Source organism: Flavobacterium tructae, assembly GCF_002217475.1.
Lineage (GTDB): Bacteria > Bacteroidota > Bacteroidia > Flavobacteriales > Flavobacteriaceae > Flavobacterium > Flavobacterium tructae.
In genome coordinates this window covers 69,164-89,294 of sequence record NZ_MUHH01000032.1, presented here as the reverse complement: position 1 = coordinate 89,294, position 20,131 = coordinate 69,164, and the positions used below count along the sequence as shown (strand labels likewise).

At 36.0% G+C, this 20,131-nt stretch carries 19 protein-coding genes; 15 read left to right on the top strand and 4 right to left on the bottom strand.

Annotated elements, in window-relative coordinates; all coding sequences use genetic code 11:
- Positions 1-60 precede the first annotated feature (60 nt).
- Positions 61-2,124 carry a DNA primase gene (gene dnaG / locus B0A80_RS14780; protein WP_070908710.1) on the top strand — a complete coding sequence of 688 codons (2,064 nt, stop codon included), beginning with the start codon at positions 61-63 and terminating at the stop codon, positions 2,122-2,124.
- Here the strand turns inward: dnaG and B0A80_RS14775 are convergent.
- Both B0A80_RS14775 and nadE read right to left on the bottom strand, forming a co-directional pair.
- Positions 2,121-2,750 carry a response regulator transcription factor gene (locus B0A80_RS14775; protein ID WP_017497031.1) on the bottom strand — a complete coding sequence of 210 codons (630 nt, stop codon included), beginning with the start codon at positions 2,748-2,750 and terminating at the stop codon, positions 2,121-2,123. The genes dnaG and B0A80_RS14775 overlap by 4 nt on opposite strands.
- Positions 2,751-2,843: 93 nt before the next feature.
- A complete protein-coding gene (gene nadE, locus B0A80_RS14770) occupies positions 2,844-3,650 on the bottom strand; it encodes an NAD(+) synthase (protein ID WP_089077744.1) in 807 nt (268 codons plus the stop codon).
- 99 nt (positions 3,651-3,749) lie between these two features.
- On the opposite strand from nadE, the gene gldB reads away from it, so the two are divergent.
- Together gldB and gldC are read left to right on the top strand one after the other, a co-directional pair.
- Entirely contained in the window at positions 3,750-4,706 is a 957-nt protein-coding gene (gene gldB / locus B0A80_RS14765) for a gliding motility lipoprotein GldB (RefSeq protein WP_089077743.1), read from the top strand.
- Positions 4,706-5,041 (top strand): gliding motility protein GldC, encoded by a 336-nt coding sequence (gene gldC, locus B0A80_RS14760; RefSeq protein ID WP_017497028.1) that lies wholly within the window; start codon positions 4,706-4,708, stop codon positions 5,039-5,041. The genes gldB and gldC overlap by 1 nt, the downstream gene beginning before the upstream one ends.
- A 92-nt stretch (positions 5,042-5,133) precedes the next feature.
- Here gldC and yihA read toward each other — a convergent pair whose 3' ends face one another.
- Both yihA and B0A80_RS14750 read right to left on the bottom strand, forming a co-directional pair.
- Positions 5,134-5,754, bottom strand: coding sequence for a ribosome biogenesis GTP-binding protein YihA/YsxC (gene yihA, locus B0A80_RS14755; RefSeq protein ID WP_017497027.1), 621 nt, complete (start codon positions 5,752-5,754; stop codon positions 5,134-5,136).
- Positions 5,755-5,796: 42 nt separating this feature from the next.
- Positions 5,797-6,561, bottom strand: a complete 765-nt coding sequence (locus B0A80_RS14750) for an alpha/beta fold hydrolase (protein WP_017497026.1) — start codon at positions 6,559-6,561, stop codon at positions 5,797-5,799.
- Positions 6,562-6,938: 377 nt separating this feature from the next.
- Here B0A80_RS14750 and mraZ point away from each other — a divergent pair, with 377 nt between their 5' ends.
- The 12 genes from mraZ to B0A80_RS14690 all read left to right on the top strand — a co-directional run bounded on the left by mraZ (position 6,939) and on the right by B0A80_RS14690 (position 20,128).
- Entirely contained in the window at positions 6,939-7,412 is a 474-nt protein-coding gene (gene mraZ, locus B0A80_RS14745; RefSeq protein WP_089077742.1) for a division/cell wall cluster transcriptional repressor MraZ, read from the top strand.
- Positions 7,387-8,295: a 16S rRNA (cytosine(1402)-N(4))-methyltransferase RsmH gene (gene rsmH / locus B0A80_RS14740; RefSeq protein ID WP_208861488.1), complete on the top strand. Its 909-nt coding sequence runs from the start codon at positions 7,387-7,389 to the stop codon at positions 8,293-8,295. Before mraZ ends, rsmH begins: the two co-directional genes overlap by 26 nt.
- A 102-nt stretch (positions 8,296-8,397) precedes the next feature.
- A complete protein-coding gene (locus B0A80_RS14735; RefSeq protein WP_017497023.1) occupies positions 8,398-8,745 on the top strand; it encodes an FtsL-like putative cell division protein in 348 nt (115 codons plus the stop codon).
- A complete protein-coding gene (locus B0A80_RS14730; RefSeq protein WP_089077741.1) occupies positions 8,736-10,745 on the top strand; it encodes a penicillin-binding protein in 2,010 nt (669 codons plus the stop codon). Before B0A80_RS14735 ends, B0A80_RS14730 begins: the two co-directional genes overlap by 10 nt.
- Positions 10,742-12,205: a UDP-N-acetylmuramoyl-L-alanyl-D-glutamate--2,6-diaminopimelate ligase gene (locus tag B0A80_RS14725; protein WP_089077740.1), complete on the top strand. Its 1,464-nt coding sequence runs from the start codon at positions 10,742-10,744 to the stop codon at positions 12,203-12,205. Before B0A80_RS14730 ends, B0A80_RS14725 begins: the two co-directional genes overlap by 4 nt.
- 100 nt (positions 12,206-12,305) lie before the next feature.
- Positions 12,306-13,541 (top strand): phospho-N-acetylmuramoyl-pentapeptide-transferase, encoded by a 1,236-nt coding sequence (gene mraY, locus B0A80_RS14720; RefSeq protein ID WP_017497020.1) that lies wholly within the window; start codon positions 12,306-12,308, stop codon positions 13,539-13,541.
- A 44-nt stretch (positions 13,542-13,585) separates the two neighbouring features.
- Complete coding sequence (locus B0A80_RS14715) at positions 13,586-13,948, top strand: four helix bundle protein (protein WP_089077739.1); 363 nt, start codon at positions 13,586-13,588, stop codon at positions 13,946-13,948.
- Between the two features lie 58 nt (positions 13,949-14,006).
- Positions 14,007-15,338 (top strand): UDP-N-acetylmuramoyl-L-alanine--D-glutamate ligase, encoded by a 1,332-nt coding sequence (gene murD, locus B0A80_RS14710; protein WP_089077738.1) that lies wholly within the window; start codon positions 14,007-14,009, stop codon positions 15,336-15,338.
- Between the two features lie 83 nt (positions 15,339-15,421).
- Positions 15,422-16,735: an FtsW/RodA/SpoVE family cell cycle protein gene (locus B0A80_RS14705; protein ID WP_017497017.1), complete on the top strand. Its 1,314-nt coding sequence runs from the start codon at positions 15,422-15,424 to the stop codon at positions 16,733-16,735.
- A 107-nt stretch (positions 16,736-16,842) separates the two neighbouring features.
- Entirely contained in the window at positions 16,843-17,928 is a 1,086-nt protein-coding gene (murG, locus tag B0A80_RS14700) for an undecaprenyldiphospho-muramoylpentapeptide beta-N-acetylglucosaminyltransferase (protein ID WP_089077737.1), read from the top strand.
- A 141-nt stretch (positions 17,929-18,069) separates the two neighbouring features.
- Positions 18,070-19,419 (top strand): UDP-N-acetylmuramate--L-alanine ligase, encoded by a 1,350-nt coding sequence (gene murC / locus B0A80_RS14695; RefSeq protein WP_089077736.1) that lies wholly within the window; start codon positions 18,070-18,072, stop codon positions 19,417-19,419.
- A complete protein-coding gene (locus tag B0A80_RS14690; RefSeq protein ID WP_070908714.1) occupies positions 19,406-20,128 on the top strand; it encodes a cell division protein FtsQ/DivIB in 723 nt (240 codons plus the stop codon). The genes murC and B0A80_RS14690 overlap by 14 nt, the downstream gene beginning before the upstream one ends.
- Positions 20,129-20,131 lie beyond the last annotated feature (3 nt).

Below are 20,131 nucleotides of genomic sequence, written 5' to 3'. Positions count from 1 at the left end.
CAATTTCATGGGGGATTTGTGTAATTTTACATCCTTCAAATTTTATAAATATTTTACGTTTTGATTTCACAAAGTACGATTGATGCTGTTTTTGATGCTGCTCGGGTAGAGGAGGTTATTGGTGATTTTGTTAATTTAAAACGAGCCGGAAGTAACTTTAAAGGACTAAGTCCGTTCTCAGATGAACGCTCTCCATCGTTCATGGTTTCGCCTGCAAAAGGAATCTGGAAAGATTTTAGTACGGGAAAAGGAGGTAATTCAGTTAAGTTTCTGATCGAACATTCACAGTTTACCTATCCGGAAGCCATTCGATATCTGGCCAGAAAATACAATATAGAGATTGAAGAAACAGAACAGACGGATGCTGAAAAAGCAATGACAGATGTCCGTGAAAGTATGTATCTGGTTTCGGAATTTGCGAAAGACTATTTTAATAAAACACTTTTAAATTCAGAAGAAGGAAAAGCAATAGGACTTTCATATTTTAAAGAAAGAGGTTTTACCAATGAAACCATCAAAAAATTTAGTTTAGGATATTCACCTGAAACCTGGGATGCTCTTACCAAAGAAGCTCTGGGTAAAGGATACAAGTTGGAGTTTCTGGAAAGTACCGGTTTGACCATTCCGAGAGAAGATCGTCCGTTTGACCGTTTCAAGGGGCGTGTGATGTTTCCCATAGAAAGCATGTCCGGGCGTGTTTTGGGTTTTGGAGGGCGTATTCTAACCAATGATAAAAAAGCCGCTAAATACTTAAACTCGCCTGAGAGTGATATCTACCATAAAAGTAAAGTACTTTATGGAATTTTTCAGGCCAAACAAGCGATTGCGAAACAAAACAACTGTTATTTGGTGGAAGGATATACGGATGTGATTCAGTTTCATCAGGCCGGAATCGAGAATGTGGTAGCTTCATCAGGAACCGCTTTAACACCGGACCAGATTCGTCTGATCAACCGATTAACGAGAAATATAACCGTTTTATTTGATGGAGATGCAGCGGGATTACGTGCTTCTGTTCGCGGGATCGATTTGATTTTGGAAGAAGGAATGAATGTAAGAGTTTGTGCTTTTCCTGATGGAGAAGATCCGGACAGTTTTGCACGAAAAAATTCGCACGATGATCTGGTTGCTTATTTAGAAGAAAACAGTAAAGATTTTATACAGTTTAAAGCCTCTCTCCTAATGAAAGAAGCGAAAAACGACCCTATAAAAAAGGCTGATTTAATTCGGGATATGGTCAATAGTATCTCGAAGATTCCGGATCGTATCCAGCGTGAAATTTATACTCAGGAATGTGCCCGAATCATGGATATTTCGGAGCAGGTATTGGTGAGTACTCTGGCGCAATTAATTCAAAAAGATCTTGCAGAAGCAGGCAAAAAGCAAAAGCAGGAGCAAAGACCCTTTGAAGTGCACAGGAATCAGCCTGCAAAACAGACCGGTTATTCAGGAGGCGATCCTGAAGACCCAAGGACAGGACCGCCTGAGGATTATTATCCGGGAGAGCCATCGTATGCACAAGAGCCGGCAGAGAAAGTTGATATTTTATACCGTTTAGAACGAAAAGTAATTGAGATTTTATTGCTTTATGGTGATAAAACGGAGGAGTTTGAAGATGTACTTTTAAAAACGAATGAAGAGGGCGAAGTAATAATGGTCTCTGAAATGAAAAATTATAAAGTTTATCAGCGTATTTATTTGAGTTTGCAGGAAGATGAGGTGGAACTTTCTAATAATTTGTTCCGTGATATTTTTACAGACTTAATCGGGTTTTACAATCAGAATGAAAAATTCAGTCTCGAACAATATTTAATGCGCCTGCAGCCTGATTTTGCTCAGGAAGTTACAGATATTTTAATGGAAGATGAAAGATTGGCTCTTCACGATTGGGAAGGACAGAATATTTTTTCAAAAATGAAGCATGAAACGATTGCACAATACGTTACTGAAACGATTATGTCAATGCGTTGGTTTTTGGTAGGCAAAATCATTGATGAATTAAAAAGCTCTATAAAACCTGATAATTCAGATAATACAGAGCTTTTGTCTATGGTTGTCGATTACTCAAAATTAGTTAATTCATTTGCGAAAAAACTAGGAAGAGTAATGTCGCGATACCATTAAATAATTTCTAAAGTCTTAGCTTTGTTTACTAAGTCAACTAAATTAGTAACATTTAATTTAGTCAATAATCTTAATTTGTAAGTACTGATTGTTTTTTCGTTCAGGTTTAAGATTTTAGAGATTTCATTGTTCTTTTTACCATCGCTTAAATAACGTAAAACTTCGATCTCACGATTTGAAAGTTTTCTGTACAAACGCTCGCTTTTGCTTTGTTTAGCAATAAGAGCCATGTTTTTACGTACGGTTTCGTTGATGATAATTTTTCCTTCGTGTACCTTAATAATAGAAATACCTAAAGTCTCAAGTTTTTCTGTTTTGTGTACATAACCGGAAACTCCTGCTTTAATAGCATTTGGAGCATACATTTGTTCAGCGAGGTCACTAAAAATTACAATTTTTGTTTTTGGGAAATTCTTCAGGATGGATTTTACTTCGAAGATACTTGAAAGTCCTTCCAGTTCTAGGTCTAGAATCAGGATATCGATTTCTTTCGTCTGAAGGATATCTCTAACCATTGAAAAATTGCCTACGTTGGCAACAATTGAAATTTGATCGTGGTCTTTAAAATAAGACTTAACGCCAAAGTGAGTCACAGGATGATTGTCTGCAAGACATACTTTAATCATAATTTTTACCTTTTTTAGAATTGTTCATGTTTTTGGAACTGTAAAATTAATAAATAAATTCTGTAATTAATTGCAGACAAATGTTAAAAAGTATTATTTTAACGTTTTTGGTATAATGCAGACTGGAATTGGATCCATTTTGTGCTTGTTGCTGGTGTTTAAACGTTTATAAATTTCGAAGACAATTTTCTCTCTCTCACTAAAGTCAGCCCCCGTATTTCCTGACTCCGAAGCTAGCATTGCCCATTCAAGTTCGTCATAACTGGCGCCTAATTGATCCTCATCGGTGCGATTATCGCCAAATAATCCATCTGTAGGTGCTGCGCTTAAAATTGACTCCGGAATTGTTAAAAATGCCCCTAAAGCATATACATCTGATTTCATTAAGTCGGCAATTGGACTTAAATCGACACCTCCGTCTCCATATTTAGTGTAAAATCCTACTCCAAAATCTTCTACTTTGTTTCCTGTTCCGGCTACAAGCAAGCCATGAATTCCTGCTAAATAATATAAAGAAGTCATTCTTAAACGGGCACGTGTATTGGCTAGTGATAAATTTACTTTTGCTTCATCATTCGTTTGTGGTACAGCGCTTTTGAAAGCTTCAAAAGTGGCGGTTAAATCCGTTTCTACGCTTGAAACATTTGGAAAACGTTTCTTTAGCTGCTCAATATGTTCTCTTCCTCTTGAAACCTGATTAGCAGCCTGATGAATTGGCATTTCAACACATAAAACGGTTAAGCCGGTTTGTGCACACAGGGTAGAAGTCACTGCAGAGTCAACTCCGCCTGAAATACCAATTACAAAACCATTAACTTTTGCTCGGGTTGCATAATTTTTTAACCACTCTACAATGTGGGCGTTTACTTTTTCTGTCTGAATAGTGCTTTTTTTAGCCATAATAGTTCAAGATTTAAGATGCAGGGATGTATATTTGCACAAATATTTTTAAGCATAGTTTGTTTAAAATATGAGCTACACAAATCTAATTAAAATAAAATGAAAATATATCGCTTAGCAGTGGTTCTGTGCTTGTTTTTTTTGTCTTGTGACCAGAAAACCAAAGTCGAAAAAGCAGTAGAAGAAATTCCGGTAGACATTAAAGTAGAGCGTTTTGATAAGGTGTTTTTTGAGACCAAACCGGAGGATTTGGCTAAAGTAAAAAAACAGTATCCTTTCTTTTTTCCGGCAGGAAATGATGATAATGTCTGGCTTAAGAAAATGCAGGATCCGATCTGGAAAGAAGTTTATACCGAGGTTCAGAAAAAATACAGTAATTTTGAGTCTGTACGTGAAGAATTCAATGCGCTTTTTCAGCATGTAAAATATTACTTCCCTAAAACGAAAACGCCAAAAGTTATCACTGTAATTGGGGAAATGGATTATAATGCCAAGGCTATATATGCAGACACTCTGGTAATTGTAGCATTGGAATTGTATTTGGGGAAAGATCATAAATTTTATGAATTCCCAAATTATCTAAAACAAAATTTTGAAGAGAAGCAAATTATGCCCGACGTGGTTTCGAGTTTCGCTTATCGAAATATCCCGGCATTTCCGGATAAAAACTTAGTTTCCCAAATGATTTTTGAAGGGAAACAATTGTATGCTAAAGATTTGTTGTTGCCCAATTATACCGATGCTGAAAAAATAGGTTATACACCTGAACAAATAAAATGGAGTCAGGAAAATGAAGCCTATATGTGGCGCTATTTTATTGAAAGCGAAATGCTGTACAGTGATGATCCGAAATTAACTACCCGATTTATAGTGCCTGCTCCGTTTTCTAAATTCTACTTAGAAATTGACAACGATTCTCCGGGAAGAATAGGGGCCTGGTTAGGATGGCAAATTGTACGCTCGTATATGAAGAATAATAACGTAACTTTGCCGGAATTATTAAAAACAGAAGCAAAGGTAATCTTTGAAAAGTCAAAATATAAACCTAAGAAATAATGTCAAATACAATAAAATCAGAAATTAAATTCAATATAGAATTAGACGAAAACCGTGTTCCGGAAAGATTATCATGGACGGCAAAGGACGGTGGAGTAGAAGCAGAAGAAGCAAAAGCAATTATGCTGTCAATTTGGGACAGTAAAGCGAAAGAAAGTATGCGTATTGATTTGTGGACCAAAGATATGCCGGTAGACGAAATGAAAATTTTCTTTCACCAGACTTTGGTGGCTATGGCGGATACTTTTAAACGTGCCACTGACGATGAGAAAATGTCAGATACCATGAAAGACTTTTGTGATTATTTTGCAGAAAAACTGGAGTTGACGAAATAGTAGTTAAAATTCCAATATAAAAAATCCCAAATTCCAATAGCAAAACTTGGAATTTGGGATTTTTTATTTTTTTTGTATCCTTTTATTGGAATTTAAAATTCTGAGTTATTTTTAAAAACCTCCTGATTTACTTCATCAATATAGGCTAAAAGGTCTTCTTTTCCTGTAGCTTCAGTAGAGGAAGTTACAAAATATTGAGGCATTTCAGACCAGTTATTGGCAAACATTTGTTTTTTGTAAGCTGCGACGTGAGAATCGATTTTTACTTTACTGATTTTATCCGCTTTGGTGAAAATGATGCAAAACGGTATTTCGCTTTCTCCCATGTATGACATAAATTCAATGTCAATTTTTTGTGCTTCATGGCGAATGTCAATTAAAACAAAAGCGCAAACTAATTGCTCTCGGGTTTCAAAATAATCCGTGATGAATTGCTGGAAAACTGATTTGGTTTTCTTAGATACTTTAGCATAACCATAACCTGGTAAATCGACTAGAAACCAATTGTTATTAATCTTAAAATGATTGATTAACTGTGTTTTTCCAGGGCGCCCTGATGTTTTGGCTAAATTCTTATGATTAGTAAGCATGTTGATCAAAGAGGATTTACCTACGTTTGATCTTCCGATAAAAGCATATTCCGGTAAAAAATCCTTCGGGCATTTTGATACTTCAGAATTACTTACAATGAATTCGGCGGTATTAATTTTCATGTTTTTTGTTTTTAAAACCTCCTAAAAGTCGAAAGTTAGATGCTATAAATTCTTTTTAACGAGCCATTCTTCCAGGATTTTGTTGAATTCCTGAGGATGCTCCATCATAGCAGCGTGTCCACATTTGTCTATCCAGTACAAAGTTGAATTAGGCAATAATTTATCAAATTCTTCGGCAACATTTGGGGGAGTAACGGCATCATTTTTACCCCAGATGATACAGGTTTCTGTAGTCATCTTTGGTAAATCTTTGGCCATATTATGACGAATAGCACTTTTGGCAATTGTCAAAGTTTTGATGAGTTTGATACGGTCATTAACGGTCGCGTACACTTCGTCAATAAGCTCCGGTGTAGCAATTGCAGGATCGTAAAAAACATCTTCAGCTTTCTTTTTGATGTATTCGTAATCGCCTCTTTTTGGGTAGCTGTCACCCATTGCGCTTTCGTAAAGTCCTGAACTTCCTGTGATTACCAGTCCGGCAACTTTTTCAGGATATAGCTTTGTGTGGTACAGTGCAATGTGGCCGCCTAAAGAGTTACCTAGTAGTATAACCTGATCAAATCCTTTAAATGTGATAAAGTCTTTTACATACTTGGCAAAGCTTTTTACGTTTGTTTTTAAAATGCTTTGAGTATAGATTGGCAAATCCGGGATCACAACTTTGTATCCTTTTGTTGGAAAATATTCGGCTACAGCATCAAAGTTACTAAGGCCTCCCATTAAGCCATGTAAAATAACGATAGGAGTTCCTTCTCCAGCTTCATAATAGCTGTATTTGCCTTCTTTTTTGTAGTGTTTGTCCATTTAATTTAATGCCAATTTCAATTTGGACAAATATAGGGTTTAATAAATAAAAAAGGATTTTTGCTGTCGTTTTTTAACTAGATAATTTTAGTATAATTTCTAAGTGATTAAAAATCAGAGAGAAGTGGTGTTTTTTGTGGGTTTTTTAAATGTTAAGAAATCGGCAGAATAGCTAAATTTTTAAGAAAAATAGCGCGTAATTTTTTCGAATGATTAGTGTTATTGATAATTCGTTAATAATAAGTTAATGTATTGATATTCTATCGGTTATGCAAAGTGGGGCGTAAGTGGTTAAACTTATTAACAAAGTGGTACATTGTGGTAAAATGTGGTAATATTTTTTATATTTTTGTCCTATAACATATTAATGAATTTTCTTGAACACAATTGTTGGAACATATGAGTGTAAAGTCGATGCTAAAGGGAGGCTGATGTTGCCTGCGCCTTTGAAAAAGCAATTGACTTCCTCTCTTCAGGACGGATTTGTTTTGAAGCGTTCGGTTTTTCAACAGTGTTTAGAATTGTATCCAATGAGCGAGTGGGATCTGATGATGCAAAAAATCAACAAGCTGAATCGCTTTGTGAAAAAGAACAATGATTTCATTCGAAGATTTACTGCAGGTGTGAAAGTGGTAGAGATTGATGCATTGGGACGATTACTGGTTCCGAAAGATTTGGTGACCTTTTCGGGTATTTCTAAAGATGTGGTTTTTTCATCTGCGGTTAATATTGTGGAGATTTGGGATAAGGATTTATATGAAAAATCAATAAGCGGCGAAGATATGGATTTTGCAGATTTAGCCGAAGAAGTAATGGGAAATATTAATGACGACGACAATGGAATATCATAATCCGGTTTTGCTTCATCCTACAGTTGATGGTTTAGATATTAAACCTGATGGCATTTATGTAGATGTTACGTTTGGCGGTGGGGGGCATTCAAAAGAAATTTTGAGACGATTAGGGCCAAACGGAAAATTATTTGCTTTTGATCAGGACGAAGATGCGCTTGCAAATGCATTGCCGGACGAACGGTTTACCTTAATTAATGAGAATTTCAGATTCATAAAAAGGTTTTTGCGTTTTCATGGTGTTAAAAGTGTAGATGGAATTTTAGCTGACCTGGGTGTTTCATCACATCAGTTTGACGTTCCGGAGAGAGGTTTCTCAACCAGATTTGATGCCGGACTGGATATGCGGATGAGTCAGAAAAATGATTTAAATGCTTATCGGGTGGTTAACGAATATGAAGAACAGGATTTACGTCGTGTTTTTTTTGATTATGGGGAGTTGAAGAACGCACCGGTTTTAGCAAGAACAATTGTAGAAGCAAGACAAGGTTATCCAATCAAAACGACAGATGAACTGAAAGAAGTTCTGGCAAAATATTTACCGGAAAGAGTTAGAAACAAGATATTGGCTCAGATTTATCAGGCGATTAGAATTGAAGTGAATCAGGAAATGGATGTTTTAAAAGAGTTTATTGAGCAGTCGTTAGAAATTTTAAATCCGGGTGGAAGATTTTCTGTAATCTCTTATCATTCTTTAGAAGACAGACTGGTAAAAAGATTCATCAAAAACGGAATGTTTGAAGGAGAGCCTGAAAGAGATTTTTACGGAAACTTTTCAGTTCCGTTTAAAACGATAGGAAAACTGATTGTGCCGGATGAGGCTGAGATTAAAATCAACAACAGAGCAAGAAGTGCTAAATTAAGAATTGCTGAGAAGATATAGTTTGTGAGATGTAAAATGTGAGTTGTGGCTTTGAAAGTAAAACAATAAACGACTCAACGATTCAACAATTAAACAGATTACTATAATATATAGGTAGAAAAAATGAAAAGTGGTGTATTTGATATATTAAAAGCAAGGTTTCTGATCAACGATGATGCAGTAAAAAACTGGCGTTTCATTGTTTTTATTATTCTGCTTGCCATTTTGATGATCGCCAATACACAGCGTTACGAACAGAAGGTTTTTGAAATCGCAAAACTGAACAATGAAGTAAAAGAATTGCGATCTGAATTTGTAGACCGCCGTTCAGAGTTAATGAAGTTAAAAATGGAATCGACGATATCGGATAAAATGCTGGAGAAGAAAATTTTTCCATCCACAGTTCCTCCGATTAAAATAGAAGTAAAAAAAGAAGAAGAAAAAAGTTTCTTTAAAAGAATATGGCAGTAGAAGATAAACATATATCCTACAGAATTTACCTCGTAGCAGTTTTCATCTTTGTGATGGCAATTGCTATTGTTGTTAAGTTAACCAATATTCAATGGGTAGAAGGAGATTATTACAGAAAATTGGCGAAACAACGTACTGTTAGAAATTTTGTAATTCCGGCAAACAAAGGAAATATCTATTCGGCTGATGGAAGTTTATTGGCTACATCGATTCCTAATTATGAAATTCGTTTTGATGCTAAAGCGCCGAAAACGGAAACTTTTGAAAAATACGTAAAGGCATTATCCGATTCATTGGCTACCGTTTTAGACAGACCGGCAGGTTATTATCAGCAGGAATTAAGAAAAGCCAGAGCCAATAAAAATCGTTATTATCTGATTGCCCGCAATTTGAGTTATACCGAATATGTAAAAATTAAAGGTTTTCCTTTGTTCAATCTAGGCGCTTTTAAAGGAGGAATAATTGTTGAACAGGAAACTGTTAGAAAACATCCGATAGGTAAAATTGCAGAACGAACCATTGGTTATGACCGAATTGACCCTGCAACCGGAGTCGAAGTTGGTAAAGGAATCGAATGGGCTTATAAAAGTTATCTGAACGGGAAAGACGGAAAAATTTTAAAGCAAAAAATTGCAAAAGGACAATGGAAGCCTATTCGGGATTTAAATGAAGTAGATCCTGTAGACGGTTATGATGTGATTTCGACCATTGATGTTTTTATTCAGGATATTGCACATCATGCTTTATTAAAACAATTGGAAGATTACGAAGCTGATCACGGTTGTGTGGTGGTGATGGAGACCGAAACGGGGCATGTAAAAGCGATTTCAAATCTGGGAAGATCAGAAGACGGATCGTACTATGAAACTACAAATTACGCTATAGCCGAGTCTCATGAGCCGGGATCGACATTTAAATTGGTCGATTTAATGGCAATTTTAGAAGATAAAGTAGCCGATACAAGTACCGTTTTTGACAGTCACGGAGGAGAAATGAGGTATTACGGACGTGCTGTTCGTGATTCGCACAGAGGTGGTTACGGGAAAATTTCGCTGGCTAGAGGATTTGAACTTTCGTCTAATACCGTAATGGTTCAGGCGGTTTATGACAATTACAAAAGCAATCCGTCAAAGTTTGTAAATCATATTAATTCGTACGGATTAAATAAAACATTAGGATTGCATTTTAAAGGAGAAGGAAGGCCGTATATTCCACAACCCGGAGACAAACATTGGTCAGGAGTTTCACTTCCGTGGATGGCTTTTGGTTACGGAGTTTCGGTTACGCCAATGCAAACGCTGGCGCTTTATAATGCCGTTGCAAACAATGGAGTGATGGTTAAGCCACAGTTTGTTTCGGAAATTAAAGAATGGAACAAAACGATTAATAAGTTTGAGGTAGAAGTGATCAATCCGAAAATATGTTCGCAGGAAACCATTGACAAAGTAAGAGCAGTATTGCTCAATGTGGTTAAAAAAGGAACAGGTTCCAAGCTGTATTCGAAAGATTTTTCGATGGCAGGAAAAACCGGAACAGCGCAGGTGAATTATGGAGGGAAAGAAGGAAAATCAGGTTTGTATTATGCTTCTTCCTTTGTGGGGTATTTTCCGGCTGAACATCCTAAATATTCTTGTATAGTAGTAGTGCATAAGCCTAATACATCAAAAAACAATTATTATGGAGCAGATGTTGCCGGGCCGGTTTTTAAAAGAATCGCTCAAAAAATATTTACAGATGCGCCATCAACCAATAGAATAAAAAAACTGGATTCAAGAATTCCAAAACAAGATGACAGTTATAATAAATATACGGCAGAAGCCAATAAAAAAATAAATCAGGTTCCTAATTTAAAAGGTATGCCGGGTATGGATGCAGTAGCATTGTTAGAAAACCTTGATTTAAAAGTGAGAGTTATCGGAGTAGGAAAGGTTAAAAAACAATCTATTCAGCCCGGACAAAATATTAGTAAAAACACAATCATAGTATTAGAATTATCGTGAAAATACTGAAAGACATATTATATAAAGTAGCGATTGAGTCTGTAATAGGTTCAACGGAAATCGATATACATAAAATTGATTTTGACTCGAGAAAAATTGAGGCAAATGATGTTTTCGTGGCTATTCGCGGATCACTTTCAGATGGTCATGATTATATTGAAAAAGCAATCAAATTAGGTGCAATTGCGATTATTTGCGATACGTTGCCTGAAAATATTGAAAAAGGAATAACCTACATAAAAGTAAAAGATACTAATGCGGCTCTGGCTTTTATGGCGGCCAATTACTTCGGAAATCCATCCGAAAAGTTAAAATTGGTTGGAGTTACCGGTACAAACGGAAAGACTACCATTGCATCATTGTTGTTTCAGTTGTTTCAAAAAGCAGGTTTTAAAGTTGGTTTATTGTCAACCGTAAAAATCATGGTCGATGAAACTGAATTTCCTGCAACACATACCACTCCGGATTCGATTACTATTAATTATTATTTGAACGAAATGATCGAAGCGGGTGTTACGCATTGTTTTATGGAAGTGAGTTCACACGGAATTCACCAAAAACGAACAGAGGCACTGCATTTTGTTGGAGGAATTTTCACGAATTTGTCACACGACCATTTAGATTATCACCCAACTTTTGCGGAATACAGAGATGTGAAAAAATCGTTTTTTGATTCTTTGCCGAAAACAGCTTTCGTTTTGTCTAACATCGATGATAAAAACGGATCGGTAATGCTGCAAAATACAGTAGCCAGAAAGTTTACCTACGCTTTAAAAACCTATGCCGACTTTAAAGCACAGATTCTGGAGAGTCAGTTGTCGGGTTTGTTATTGAAAGTTAATGACAATGAAGTTTGGGTAAAGCTAATCGGAACGTTTAATGCTTACAATGTTTTGGCAATTTACGGAACGGCTGTAGAGTTAGGAATGGATAGTCTTGAAGCGTTGCGCTTACTGTCTGATTTAGAAAGTGTTTCGGGGCGTTTTCAGTATATCGTTTCAGAAGGAAACATTACAGCAATAGTTGATTATGCACATACTCCGGATGCTTTAGATAATGTTTTAAAAACGATTAATGATATCCGTACCAAAAACGAGCAGCTGTTAACAGTTGTTGGTTGCGGTGGAAACAGAGATAAAACCAAGAGGCCTATAATGGCAAAAATTGCTACAGATTTAAGTGATAAGGCCATTTTAACCTCAGATAATCCAAGAAATGAAGATCCTGAAGTGATTTTAGATGAAATGGAGAAAGGCGTTGAAGCTCACAATTATAAAAAAATATTGAGAATTTCAGATAGAAAACAAGCGATTAAAACAGCTTGTCAGTTGGCCCAGCCCAATGATATTATACTAATTGCAGGGAAAGGACATGAAACGTATCAGGAGATAAACGGGGTACGTCATCATTTTGATGATATGGAAACGGTAAAGGAAATTTTAGAACAATTAGGAAAATAAAAGTTTAACCGGTGAATTGATTATTCGTTTAATCGAATAATTATTAAATCAAGAATAAACGAATAAACAAATCAACGATTAACCAAATAAACAAAGATATATGCTATACTATTTATTTGAATATTTAGACAAAACATTAGATGTACCGGGAACGGGAGTTTTTCAGTACATCACTTTCAGATCGGCTTTGGCATTTATGCTTTCGTTGCTTTTGTCAACGATTTACGGAAAAAGAATTATAAACTTTTTACGCAATCAGCAAGTTGGTGAAACCGTTCGTGAGTTAGGTCTTGCAGGTCAGAATGAAAAAGCAGGAACTCCAACAATGGGAGGACTGATTATCATTTTTGCAACGCTAGTACCGGTTTTGTTATTCGCTCGTTTGCATAATATCTATATCGTATTGCTTATTGTAACGACGCTTTGGATGGGGAGTATTGGTTTTGTGGACGATTATATCAAAATATTCAAAAAGGACAAACAAGGACTTAAAGGAATTTTTAAAGTGATCGGACAGGTTGGTCTTGGAATCATTGTAGGATCTGTTTTGTATTTTAATCCTGCGGTAACTGTTCGAACCGATACAGGCAGAACTGATGTTTTTAAAACAGCTACAAACAATTCAACGATAGTTTTGCCGGCACCGGTAGAAGAAAAATCTACTGCAACGACAATTCCTTTTGTGAAAAATAATGAATTTGATTATGCTGAAATTTTAGCCTGGACAGGTGAAGGATATGAAAAATGGGCCTGGCTGGTTTTTATTCCGGTGGTTATTTTTATCATCACAGCAGTTTCAAACGGAGCTAATTTAACGGATGGTATTGATGGACTCGCGGCTGGAACTTCAGCGGTTTCGGTACTCGCACTTGGGATATTTACATTCGTTTCCGGGAATATTATTTTCTCAAACTATCTCAATATAATGTACATCCCCAATTCGGGAGAAATGACCGTGTTTATATCCGCATTTGTGGGAGCTTTAATTGGATTTCTTTGGTACAATTCATTTCCCGCTTCTGTATTTATGGGAGATACAGGAAGTTTGACTATTGGTGGAATTATAGCGGTTTTAGCCATTGCTGTTCGTAAAGAGATATTGATTGTTCTATTCTGCGGAATTTTCCTTGCCGAAAGTGCTTCCGTAATTATTCAGGTCACTTATTTTAAATATACGAAAAAGCGTTTCGGAGAGGGACGAAGAATTTTCCTGATGTCACCGCTGCATCATCATTATCAGAAAAAAGGATATCATGAAAGTAAGATTGTGACCCGTTTCTGGATTGTTGCTGTAATGTTAGCCATATTGTCAATCGTTACTTTAAAACTAAGATAGTTTTGAATTAAAAATTGAGAATTAAAAATTAAAAGTTCTTAGAAATGAAAGAAAATATTATTCAGGATAAATCCTTTCTTTTCGCGGTTAGAATTATCAATTTATATAAATATCTGACGGCCGAAAAGAAAGAGTTTGTTTTGAGTAAGCAGATTCTAAGATGTGGGAATTCTATAGGAGCCAACATCGAAGAGTCAATCGGGGGACGTTCTGATAAGGAGTTTCTGTTTAAACTGGAAATCTCATATAAAGAAGCAAGAGAAACAATTTATTGGTTGAAACTCTTGAAAGCAACGGATTATATTTCTGCAGTTGAATTCGAAAGCATTCATAAGGAAGCAGAGGAAATATGTAAAATATTAGCGAAAATTATATTAACCTTAAAAGGGAAAAATGCAAATAATTAGAGGTCTTGAGTATAGCAGATTTTTAATTTTTAATTCTCAATTTTTAATTTTATAAAGTATGAGGTTAGTGGTTTTAGGCGGAGGAGAAAGCGGCGTAGGTACTGCTATTCTCGGAAAGAAAAAAGGATATGATGTTTTTGTATCAGATTTTGGAAAGATAAAAGAGAGTTACAAAGAAGTTCTTATCATTAATAAAATTCCCTGGGAAGAAGAACAGCATACCGAAGATCTGATCTTAAATGCTGATGTGGTTATGAAGAGTCCGGGGATTCCTGAAAAGTCACCAATTGTAAAGAAGTTGTTAGCAGCGGGAGTAAAAGTGATTTCGGAAATAGAATTTGCAAAACCTTTTACAGAAGCACTGACTATTGGAATCACAGGCAGTAACGGAAAAACGACTACCACTATGCTGACCCATTATTTATTAAAATCAGCAGGTTTGAATGTAGGTTTGGGAGGGAATATAGGAAAGAGTTTTGCCTGGCAGGTAGCCGAGAATAAATACGATGCATACGTTCTTGAATTAAGCAGTTTTCAGTTAGACGGAATAATAGATTACAGACCGGATATTGCGATCATAACCAATATCAGTCCCGATCACCTCGATAGATATGAATATAAATATGAAAATTATATCAATTCGAAATTTCGAATAACGATGAACCAGACCGAAAGTGATTATCTCATTTACGATGCAGATGATGAAGCAAGTACAGAATGGTTAAAAAACAACAAAACAAAAGCAAAATTAATTCCTTTCTCATTGACGAAATCATTCGATGAAGGAGCTTCTATAAATAACAACAAAATGGAAATAAAGATCAACCAAGAAGAGTTTACAATGGACACAGAACACATTGCGTTAGAAGGAAAACATAACATGAAAAACGCAATGGCAGCAAGCTCTGTTGCGAAATTGATGCAAATTAGAAATGCAACAATTCGCGAAAGTTTATCTAATTTTCAGGGTGTTGAACACCGTTTAGAAAAAGTACTTAAAATTCAGAATGTACAATATATCAATGATTCAAAAGCAACAAATGTTAATGCGACTTTCTTTGCTTTAGACAGTATGAACGTTCCAACAGTCTGGATTGTTGGTGGAGTAGATAAAGGAAACGATTACAACGAACTGATGTCATTAGTTCGCGAAAAAGTAAAAGCTATTATTTGCCTTGGAATTGATAATCATAAAATTATCAACGCCTTCGGAAATGTGGTTGACATCATGGTTGAAGTAAATAATATGAACGATGCTGTAAAAACAGCACAGCGTTTAACAGAAAAAGGTGATGCAGTTTTATTGTCTCCGGCCTGCGCAAGTTTCGATTTATTCGAAAGCTACGAAGACAGAGGAAGACAGTTTAAGCAAGCCGTTCACAATTTGTAAAAAAAAATGTTTCAAGTTTCAGGTTTCAGGTTTGAATTCTGAAGCTTGAAACCTGAAACGAGAGAAACCTGAAACAAAAGATTATGAAAGAGCTGGTGAACAAATTAAAAGGAGACAGAGTAATATGGTCATTCGTGGCTTTATTGGCATTGTTTTCGTTTATGCCTGTTTTTAGTGCGAGTAGTAATCTGGCCTATATAGGTCATGGAACCGGAAATACATTAGGTTATTTAGTAAAGCATTTGGCTCACGTTTGTATTGGTTTCCTAATCATTTACTGGGTGCATCGAGTGCCGTATCACTATTTCAGGGCGATTTCGAAAATTGCACTGCCTATTGTGTGGTTTTTGCTGCTTTATACCTTGTTGAAAGGAACTGTTATTGCAGGTGCAAATGCGAGCCGTTGGATTCAGGTTCCTTTTATCGGAATTACGTTTCAAACGTCGACCTTGGCGGCCAGTATATTGTTCATATTTGTGGCGCGTTATCTGTCGAAAACGAAAGAAGAAAATGAACCTTTTCAGGTATCGCTGATACAGCTTTGGCTGCCGGTTTTTATAACACTGGCACTTATTTTACCGGCGAACTTCTCAACCACAGCGTTGATTTTTGCAATGGTAATTATGCTGACATTTATTGGCAGGTATCCATTAAAATATATTGGTTTTATTATCGGTTCCGGAATTGCGATGTTTGCGTTCTTCCTTTTGGTAGCAAAGGCATTCCCGGATTCCAGATTCTTTAGCAGGGTTAGTACTTGGGGAAGTCGTATCGAAAACTTTACCACCGATAAACCGGATGAAGATGATTATCAGATTGAGAAAGCAAAGATTGCAATCGCATCAGGGAGATTAGGAGGAGTAGGTCCGGGGAAAAGTGTTCAGAAAAACTTTTTGCCACAGTCTTCTTCCGATTTTATCTATGCGATTATTGTAGAAGAATACGGTTTAGTAGGTGGGGTAGCAATATTGATTTTGTACTTATTGTTATTGTTCCGATTTGTGATCGCCTCACATAAGGCCAATACATTATTTGGAAAGCTCGTCGTCGTCGGACTCGGGTTTCCAATGATCTTTCAGGCAATGATCAATATGGCTGTTGCAGTGGAGCTGCTTCCGGTAACAGGGCAAACACTTCCGTTGATCAGTAGTGGAGGTAGTTCGATTTGGATGACCTGTTTCTCCCTTGGAATTATCATTAGTGTGACGAAAAAAGAAGAAGAAATTGCTGAAGAACAGGAAGAAAAAGAAAGAAGAAGAGAGGCTCTTCAAAGATTAATTGATAAAGAATTAGCAGAAGAAGATCTGCCTGCTGATGAAAAGATATACGAAGAAGAGGGGATGTATTCCATTGAAGACAATTCCAGAAATCCAATGAATGCAGTTTTAAATAAATAAGTATAGAGCGGAGAGAATAGAAGCAAGATAATAGAAGAAAGAGAATTGAGAAATAGGTTGAGAAGTATTGAGAGAATTCATAACTCACAACTCATAACTAAAAAAAAATGACAAAATATAAGTTCATATTAAGTGGTGGTGGTACAGGAGGGCATATCTATCCTGCAATTGCTATTGCGAATGAATTAAAATTACAATTCCCTGACGCTGAATTTCTTTTTGTAGGTGCCAAAGATAAAATGGAAATGCAGAAAGTGCCGCAGGCAGGTTATGAAATCAAAGGACTTTGGATTGCAGGTTTGCAAAGAAAACTTACGTTGCAAAATTTAATGTTTCCGTTAAAATTGGCAAAAAGTTTGCTGGAGTCACGACGAATCATAAAACAATTTAAGCCAAATGTTGTAATTGGTACCGGAGGTTTTGCCAGTGGACCTTTATTAAAGGCAGCAGGTTCGGCCGGAATTCCAACAGTCATTCAGGAACAGAATTCGTTTCCGGGAATTACGAATAAATTGCTAAGTAAAAAAGCCAATGCAATTTGTGTAGCTTATGATCATCTGGAGCGTTTTTTTCCAGAAGAGAAAATTGTTTTAACCGGAAATCCGGTTCGTCAGGATTTGATTGATATTGACAGTAAGCATGAAGAGGCGATTGCTTTTTATGGTTTAGATCCGAATAAAAAAACATTGTTGGTTTTAGGAGGGAGTTTAGGAGCGAGAAGAATCAATCAGTTAATCGAAAAAGAATTGCAAAATTTTCTTTCGCAGGACGTTCAGATAATCTGGCAATGCGGAAAGTTGTATTTTGAAGAATATAAAAAATACAATCAGCAAAATGTTAAGGTGGTTGATTTTATTGAAAGAATGGATTTTGTATATGCGGCTGCCAATGTGATTATTTCACGTGCCGGAGCCTCGTCGGTTTCCGAATTGTGTATTGTAGGGAAACCGGTTATATTTATTCCGTCGCCGAATGTTGCTGAAGATCATCAGACAAAAAATGCGCAAGCAATTGTAGATGCAAAAGGAGCTATTTTATTGAAGGAATCAGAATTAGATAATGAATTTAGTATTGTTTTTGAAGCCTTGCTTAAAGATGAAGGAAAGCAAAAACAATTAAGTGCAAATATCAAAAAACTGGCAAAACCAAAAGCAACACAAGATATCGTAGCCGAGATTGTGAAGCTGATTTAGCTGTAGGCTGTAAGCAATAGGCTATAAGCCTGTTGTGTGAAACAAAGCGGCTTAAGTGTTTAAAATAATAAGAGTATAAAAAATAAAGATAAAAGCAGGAGGCTTAAAGCCTAAAGCCTATTGCTTAAAGCGAGAAAAGAAATGAATTTAAATCAAATACAAAACGTTTATTTTATTGGTATTGGAGGCATCGGAATGAGTGCCCTGGCCCGCTATTTTAAAAATATAGGGAAACAGGTTTCCGGTTACGATAAGACACCATCTATGCTGACAAGCGAGTTGATTGAAAGCGGTATTGATATTCATTTTGAAGATAATATTGGTTTAATTCCAAAGGATTATTATACCGAGAACACACTGGTGATTATTACACCGGCTGTACCCAAAACACATTCTGAATGGAATTATTTTACAGAAAGAGATTATGTGGTTAAAAAACGTGCTGAAGTTTTAGGGATTATCACTAAAGATACGTTTTGTTTTGCTGTGGCAGGAACACATGGAAAAACCACAACCTCAAGTATTTTGGGTCATATACTGTATGAAAGCGGAGCAGATGTAACTGCTTTTGTGGGGGGGATTGTAGAGAATTACAATTCGAATTTAATTGGAGAAGGAAAAACAGTTACCGTAGTGGAAGCAGATGAATTTGACCGTTCGTTTTTACACTTGCATCCTAATATTGCCTGCATTACTTCAATGGATGCAGATCATTTGGATATTTACGGAACCAGTGATGCAATTGAGGCTTCGTTTGTGGAATTCGCTTCAAAAGTAGAAGATAAAAATAAGCTGTTTATAACCAAAGAATTACCTCTTGAAGGAGTTCAGTGTGCTATAAATGAAGAGGCTGTATATAAGGCTTTTAATGTTCGTATTGATAATGGAAGTTATGTTTTTGATGTGCAGACGCCATCAGAAGTGATGACAGATCTGCGTTTCGGATTGCCGGGAAAACACAATTTAATGAATGGACTAATGGCTATTGCGATGGCTAAAACGTTCGGCACCCCGACCGACTCCATTGCAAAGGCCATTGCTTCATTCAACGGAATCAGAAGACGTTTTTCATATCAGATTAAATCTGAAAACTTAGTTTATATAGATGATTATGCACATCATCCAACAGAAATAAATGCAGTACATCAGGCGGTTACTGAATTGTATCCGGGACGTAAAGTACTGGCAATTTTTCAGCCGCATTTGTTCAGCAGAACCAGAGATTTTGCTGATGGATTTGCCGAAAGTCTGTCTCAGTTTGATGAAGTATTTTTAATGGATATTTATCCGGCACGTGAATTACCGATGGAAGGGATTACATCGGAATGGCTGTTGGGAAAAATGACAAATTCGAACAAAAAAATTGTTGCAAAAGAGGATTTATTAGCGGAGATCAAAGCCAGTGATGCGCCAATAATTGTAACAATAGGAGCTGGTGATCTTGGTGAGATGGTTCCTTCAATTAAAAAAATGCTGAATGAAAATATTTAATTGGACAAATATTCGTTTGATACTTATTTTGGGGCTGGTTATTTTTTTATATTCCTTCGCTCAACATCGAAATGGAGATCGAAAATTAAAGAAATCCATGGTTGTTTTTGTAGGAGAAAATACGCTTTTTGTGAAGCCTGAAACGGTTAATAAATTGTTGATAGAAAATAAAAGAGACGCTTCCAGTATTAGAAAAGATGAATTAGATTTGAATAAGATAGAGAAAACCCTCAATGCGCAAGACATGATTGAAGAGTCAGATGTTTTTGTAAGTATCGATGGCGTTCTAAAAGCAGTAGTAAAACAGAAGACACCAATAGCAAGAGTTTATGATGGTGATCGATCTTTTTATATTGACTATGAGGGTAATAAAATGCCCTTGTCGGACAATTATACTGCGAGAGTTCCTCTTGTTTCGGGGGCAATTAATAAAAAAAATAACGAAGATTTAGCTGCTTTATTTCGCACAATTTATGACGATGCGTTTTTGAAAAAAAACATCATTGCAATACAAATTATGCCTAATGGTAGCTTAAAAATGTTTAATAGAAATTATAATTACTTCATCGATTTTGGCAGAACGATGAATGTTGATAAGAAATTTAATAACTATAAAGCCTTTTTTCAAAAAGCGGTTTTAGATAGTTCGTTATACAAATACAATAAAATTGACCTTAGGTTTACGGAACAAGTAGTTTGCACAAAATAATAG

What these genes read in the sequence shown, in the direction of transcription:
- B0A80_RS14775 (WP_017497031.1), bottom strand. Translation starts at nt 2,750, where the DNA reads ATGATTAAAGTATGTCTTGCAGACAATCATCCTGTGACTCACTTTGGC.
- nadE (WP_089077744.1), bottom strand. Translation starts at nt 3,650, where the DNA reads ATGGCTAAAAAAAGCACTATTCAGACAGAAAAAGTAAACGCCCACATT.
- gldB (WP_089077743.1), top strand. Translation starts at nt 3,750, where the DNA reads ATGAAAATATATCGCTTAGCAGTGGTTCTGTGCTTGTTTTTTTTGTCT.
- gldC (WP_017497028.1), top strand. Translation starts at nt 4,706, where the DNA reads ATGTCAAATACAATAAAATCAGAAATTAAATTCAATATAGAATTAGAC.
- yihA (WP_017497027.1), bottom strand. Translation starts at nt 5,754, where the DNA reads ATGAAAATTAATACCGCCGAATTCATTGTAAGTAATTCTGAAGTATCA.
- B0A80_RS14750 (WP_017497026.1), bottom strand. Translation starts at nt 6,561, where the DNA reads ATGGACAAACACTACAAAAAAGAAGGCAAATACAGCTATTATGAAGCT.
- rsmH (WP_208861488.1), top strand. Translation starts at nt 7,387, where the DNA reads ATGACGACGACAATGGAATATCATAATCCGGTTTTGCTTCATCCTACA.
- B0A80_RS14735 (WP_017497023.1), top strand. Translation starts at nt 8,398, where the DNA reads ATGAAAAGTGGTGTATTTGATATATTAAAAGCAAGGTTTCTGATCAAC.
- B0A80_RS14730 (WP_089077741.1), top strand. Translation starts at nt 8,736, where the DNA reads ATGGCAGTAGAAGATAAACATATATCCTACAGAATTTACCTCGTAGCA.
- mraY (WP_017497020.1), top strand. Translation starts at nt 12,306, where the DNA reads ATGCTATACTATTTATTTGAATATTTAGACAAAACATTAGATGTACCG.
- B0A80_RS14715 (WP_089077739.1), top strand. Translation starts at nt 13,586, where the DNA reads ATGAAAGAAAATATTATTCAGGATAAATCCTTTCTTTTCGCGGTTAGA.
- murD (WP_089077738.1), top strand. Translation starts at nt 14,007, where the DNA reads ATGAGGTTAGTGGTTTTAGGCGGAGGAGAAAGCGGCGTAGGTACTGCT.
- B0A80_RS14705 (WP_017497017.1), top strand. Translation starts at nt 15,422, where the DNA reads ATGAAAGAGCTGGTGAACAAATTAAAAGGAGACAGAGTAATATGGTCA.
- murG (WP_089077737.1), top strand. Translation starts at nt 16,843, where the DNA reads ATGACAAAATATAAGTTCATATTAAGTGGTGGTGGTACAGGAGGGCAT.
- murC (WP_089077736.1), top strand. Translation starts at nt 18,070, where the DNA reads ATGAATTTAAATCAAATACAAAACGTTTATTTTATTGGTATTGGAGGC.
- B0A80_RS14690 (WP_070908714.1), top strand. Translation starts at nt 19,406, where the DNA reads ATGAAAATATTTAATTGGACAAATATTCGTTTGATACTTATTTTGGGG.